The sequence below is a fragment of the Arthrobacter sp. Y3223166 genome, assembly GCF_059090935.1.
In genome coordinates, this window is sequence record NZ_JBNHGE010000084.1 from 1 (window position 1) to 2149 (window position 2149).

Consider the following 2149-nt stretch of genomic DNA (forward strand, 5'->3'; position numbering starts at 1 on the left):
ACGGCGCACCGCGGGGGCGGGGGCCGTTCCCGGGCGGACCGACCGGGGCGGCGCCGGCCCCGCGGACGCTCCGTAACCTGCCGACCAAGGGGCGGTAACCTGCCGACCAACGGGGGCGCGTGCCTTGGGCGGGTGCCGGCGGCCGGTAACAGAACGCGATGGGGGACGGGCCCGCGGCCCGTCCCCCATCGGAATCCTCGAGGGACCGCTTAGACCATTTCCCGGGTCTTGTCGTAGCGGATGACCGCCTTGGCGGTGGCGCGCTTGGTCAGCACCTGGATCACGCGCGCCACGGTGCCGGACACCACGGCGAAGGCTACCGCCGCCCGCAGGCTGTTCTCCAGGTCATCGTCGCTCTTCGGCGCATCTTTTCCGGTGACCATCTTCCAAACAAGCCCCAGCAACTGGCTGGCTGCCAGGCCCGCGCCGATACTCACCAGTGTGCCCAAGAGCCTCAACACAACACTCATGCCCGCTCCCTTCCGGGGCCGCAGCCCCGTCTCAACTGCTGTTCCGGTTCCCAGCCTACTGCCCGGCACCCGCCCGGGCCGTGTGCCGTCGTGCATTTTCCCCGGGTCTGCGCCCCGAATGCCGCGCCGCCGCGGGCGAGTGTAGACTGGTGCGTGCTGCCAGACAGCATCTAGTGACGACAGGGGAGCGTCCGACCGGCCGGTGCACACCGAGACCGGGAGGGACGCTGAGAGTGCGGATAGACCGCAGACCCTCGAACCTGCTCCGGTTAGTACCGGCGAAGGGAGTCGAGTTCTCGGGGCGCGCCGCGTGGCCGCCCTCCCCTCCTGCAACCAGGAGGATTCCAATGAGTACCGTTTCGAATGCACCCGCCACACCCACTCCTGCCCGGAAGCAGCGTTACGGCTGGCGGGTAGTGGACATCGTCGTGGCCTCGGTGGTCGCCGTGGCCGTCGGCGTCATCTTCTGGGCCTGGTCGGCGGGCTGGCCGCTGATCGAGGGCCTGACCATAGCCTTCCCGCCTTCCGCCGGGCTGTACACCGGCGGCTGGCTGATGGCGGGCGTGCTGGGCGGGCTGATCATCCGCAAGCCCGGCGCCGCCATCTACTGCGAGATGCTGGCCGCGGTTGTCTCCGCGCTGCTGGGCACGAGCTTCGGCATGACCGTCCTGGTCTCCGGCCTGATCCAGGGCCTGGGTGCCGAAGTCGTCTTCCTGCTCTTCCTGTACCGCAGGTTCAACCTGGGCGTGGCGCTGCTGGCCGGCCTGGGCGCAGGCCTGGCGCTGTCCATCAGCGAGAACATCCTCTACAACATGCTCTGGGCCGCCGAGTGGCAGCTGGCGTACGTGGGCTTCGCCGCCTTGTCCGGCGTCGTGATTGCCGGGCTGCTGCCATGGCTGGCGGTCAGGGGCCTGGCGAAGACGGGTGCGCTGTCCTCCTTCGCCGCGGGACGCACGGCAGACGCCTGAGCCGTTTGATGGGAGCGCAGAGTACGACGGCGGCGCCCGGCCCGGTGCCGGTCCTCGCCGAGGGGTGGGGCTGGCGGCATGCCGGCCGCAAGGATCCGGCGGTGCGCGCGGCCAGTTTCAGCATCGCCCCGGGCGAACGGGTACTGCTGCTGGGCGCCTCCGGGGCCGGCAAGTCCACGCTGCTGCACGCCATGGCCGGCGTCCTCGGCGACGAGGGCGAAGGCGAGGAGACCGGCCGGTTGAGCGTGGCGGGGGTGCGCCCCTCCGAGGCCCGCGGCCGGGCCGGCCTCGTGCTGCAGGATCCGGAGAGCCAGCTGGTGCTGGCCCGGGTGGGTGACGAGGTGGCCTTCGGGGCGGAGAACCTGTCGCTGCCGCGCGGGCAGATCTGGGACCGGGTCCGCGAATCCCTGGCCGACGTCGGCCTGGCCGTCCCGCTGGACCATCCCACGTCGGCGCTCTCCGGCGGCCAAAAACAGCGGCTGGCGCTGGCCTCCGTCCTGGCCATGCGGCCGGGGCTGCTGCTGCTGGATGAGCCGACCGCAAACCTGGACCCCGCCGGGGTGCGGGAAGTACGGGACGCCGTGGCCCGGGTGCTGGACCGCACCGGCGCCACCCTGGTGGTGGTCGAGCACCGGGTGGCGGTCTGGGCGGACGTCGTGGACCGCGTGATCGTGCTCGCGGCCGGCGGCGGCGTGCTGGCCGACGGGCCGC

Annotated in this window: 3 protein-coding genes and 1 riboswitch; of the genes, 2 read left to right on the forward strand and 1 reads right to left on the reverse strand. The window is 71.8% G+C overall.

Features of this window, described 5'->3' with window-relative positions:
- Nucleotides 1-209: 209 nt before the first annotated feature.
- Nucleotides 210-470, reverse strand: coding sequence for a DUF4235 domain-containing protein (locus AC5RUH_RS16605; protein ID WP_494000708.1), 261 nt, complete (start codon nt 468-470; stop codon nt 210-212).
- Nucleotides 471-641: 171 nt separating this feature from the next.
- A riboswitch (TPP riboswitch) is annotated at nt 642-774 on the forward strand.
- A gap of 43 nt (nt 775-817) precedes the next feature.
- Between AC5RUH_RS16605 and AC5RUH_RS16610 the strand changes: the two genes are divergently transcribed.
- Together AC5RUH_RS16610 and AC5RUH_RS16615 are read left to right on the forward strand one after the other, a co-directional pair.
- A complete protein-coding gene (locus AC5RUH_RS16610; protein WP_494129146.1) occupies nt 818-1438 on the forward strand; it encodes an ECF transporter S component in 621 nt (206 codons plus the stop codon).
- A gap of 8 nt (nt 1439-1446) precedes the next feature.
- Nucleotides 1447-2149: ABC transporter ATP-binding protein (locus tag AC5RUH_RS16615; RefSeq protein ID WP_494129147.1), on the forward strand; the 703-nt coding region annotated here is incomplete at its 3' end.

Coding starts and splice junctions, on each gene's coding strand:
- AC5RUH_RS16610 (WP_494129146.1), top strand. CDS start 818: ATGAGTACCGTTTCGAATGCACCCGCCACACCCACTCCTGCCCGGAAG.
- AC5RUH_RS16605 (WP_494000708.1), bottom strand. CDS start 470: ATGAGTGTTGTGTTGAGGCTCTTGGGCACACTGGTGAGTATCGGCGCG.